This window comes from Streptococcus sp. VTCC 12905, from assembly GCF_049893385.1.
In the GTDB taxonomy this organism is placed as follows: Bacteria; Bacillota; Bacilli; order Lactobacillales; family Streptococcaceae; genus Streptococcus; species Streptococcus suis_AA.
Genome location: NZ_JBMVJC010000060.1, coordinates 1 through 2,153, shown reverse-complemented (window position 1 = coordinate 2,153; position 2,153 = coordinate 1). Strand labels below are relative to the sequence as shown.

At 40.0% G+C, this 2,153-nt stretch carries 3 protein-coding genes; all 3 read left to right on the top strand.

The genetic code is table 11. From position 1 onward, the window contains the following. Positions 1–477, top strand: a 477-nt coding sequence (locus ACPC58_RS11540; RefSeq protein ID WP_161566233.1) for an aminoglycoside 6-adenylyltransferase, incomplete at its 5' end; no start/stop codon positions are given. Next, positions 474–1,016 (top strand): streptothricin N-acetyltransferase Sat4, encoded by a 543-nt coding sequence (gene sat4, locus ACPC58_RS11535; RefSeq protein WP_000627290.1) that lies wholly within the window; start codon positions 474–476, stop codon positions 1,014–1,016. The genes ACPC58_RS11540 and sat4, both read left to right, overlap by 4 nt. A 92-nt stretch (positions 1,017–1,108) precedes the next feature. Then, positions 1,109–1,903, top strand: a complete 795-nt coding sequence (gene aph(3')-IIIa, locus ACPC58_RS11530; protein ID WP_001096887.1) for an aminoglycoside O-phosphotransferase APH(3')-IIIa — start codon at positions 1,109–1,111, stop codon at positions 1,901–1,903. Positions 1,904–2,153 lie beyond the last annotated feature (250 nt).

Below are 2,153 nucleotides of genomic sequence, written 5' to 3'. Positions count from 1 at the left end.
CCAAGCGCAAGGGAGTATGATGATTGCTGCAATGAATTTTGGAATGTAACACCTTATGTTATTAAAGGATTGTGCCGTAAGGAAATTTTATTTGCTATTGATCATTTTAATCAGATTGTTCGCCATGAGCTGCTGAGAATGATATCATGGAAGGTCGGCATCGAAACAGGCTTTAAATTAAGTGTAGGCAAGAACTATAAGTTTATTGAAAGGTATATATCCGAGGATTTGTGGGAGAAACTTTTGTCCACCTACCGGATGGATTCCTATGAAAACATATGGGAAGCATTATTTCTATGCCATCAATTGTTCAGGGCGGTATCCGGTGAGGTGGCGGAAAGGCTTCATTATGCCTATCCGGAGTATGATAGGAATATAACAAAATATACCAGGGACATGTATAAAAAATACACTGGTAAAACCGGCTGCCTGGATAGCACATATGCCGCTGATATAGAAGAGAGGCGGGAACAGTGATTACAGAAATGAAAGCAGGGCACCTGAAAGATATCGATAAACCCAGCGAACCATTTGAGGTGATAGGTAAGATTATACCGAGGTATGAAAACGAGAATTGGACCTTTACAGAATTACTCTATGAAGCGCCATATTTAAAAAGCTACCAAGACGAAGAGGATGAAGAGGATGAGGAGGCAGATTGCCTTGAATATATTGACAATACTGATAAGATAATATATCTTTACTACCAAGACGATAAATGCGTCGGAAAAGTTAAACTGCGAAAAAATTGGAACCGGTACGCTTATATAGAAGATATCGCCGTATGTAAGGATTTCAGGGGGCAAGGCATAGGCAGCGCGCTTATCAATATATCTATAGAATGGGCAAAGCATAAAAACTTGCATGGACTAATGCTTGAAACCCAGGACAATAACCTTATAGCTTGTAAATTCTATCATAATTGTGGTTTCAAAATCGGCTCCGTCGATACTATGTTATACGCCAACTTTGAAAACAACTTTGAAAAAGCTGTTTTCTGGTATTTAAGGTTTTAGAATGCAAGGAACAGTGAATTGGAGTTCGTCTTGTTATAATTAGCTTCTTGGGGTATCTTTAAATACTGTAGAAAAGAGGAAGGAAATAATAAATGGCTAAAATGAGAATATCACCGGAATTGAAAAAACTGATCGAAAAATACCGCTGCGTAAAAGATACGGAAGGAATGTCTCCTGCTAAGGTATATAAGCTGGTGGGAGAAAATGAAAACCTATATTTAAAAATGACGGACAGCCGGTATAAAGGGACCACCTATGATGTGGAACGGGAAAAGGACATGATGCTATGGCTGGAAGGAAAGCTGCCTGTTCCAAAGGTCCTGCACTTTGAACGGCATGATGGCTGGAGCAATCTGCTCATGAGTGAGGCCGATGGCGTCCTTTGCTCGGAAGAGTATGAAGATGAACAAAGCCCTGAAAAGATTATCGAGCTGTATGCGGAGTGCATCAGGCTCTTTCACTCCATCGACATATCGGATTGTCCCTATACGAATAGCTTAGACAGCCGCTTAGCCGAATTGGATTACTTACTGAATAACGATCTGGCCGATGTGGATTGCGAAAACTGGGAAGAAGACACTCCATTTAAAGATCCGCGCGAGCTGTATGATTTTTTAAAGACGGAAAAGCCCGAAGAGGAACTTGTCTTTTCCCACGGCGACCTGGGAGACAGCAACATCTTTGTGAAAGATGGCAAAGTAAGTGGCTTTATTGATCTTGGGAGAAGCGGCAGGGCGGACAAGTGGTATGACATTGCCTTCTGCGTCCGGTCGATCAGGGAGGATATCGGGGAAGAACAGTATGTCGAGCTATTTTTTGACTTACTGGGGATCAAGCCTGATTGGGAGAAAATAAAATATTATATTTTACTGGATGAATTGTTTTAGTACCTAGATTTAGATGTCTAAAAAGCTTTAACTACAAGCTTTTTAGACATCTAATCTTTTCTGAAGTACATCCGCAACTGTCCATACTCTGATGTTTTATATCTTTTCTAAAAGTTCGCTAGATAGAGTTCTATATTAGAGATGTAAAGAGTTTTGGTGAAGAGGTTTGTGAGGGTTCTGTTGCAAAGTTTTAAATAAAGAATAAAATCCCTTACGGTATCTATGATTTAAGCTGGGATTCCCAATAATA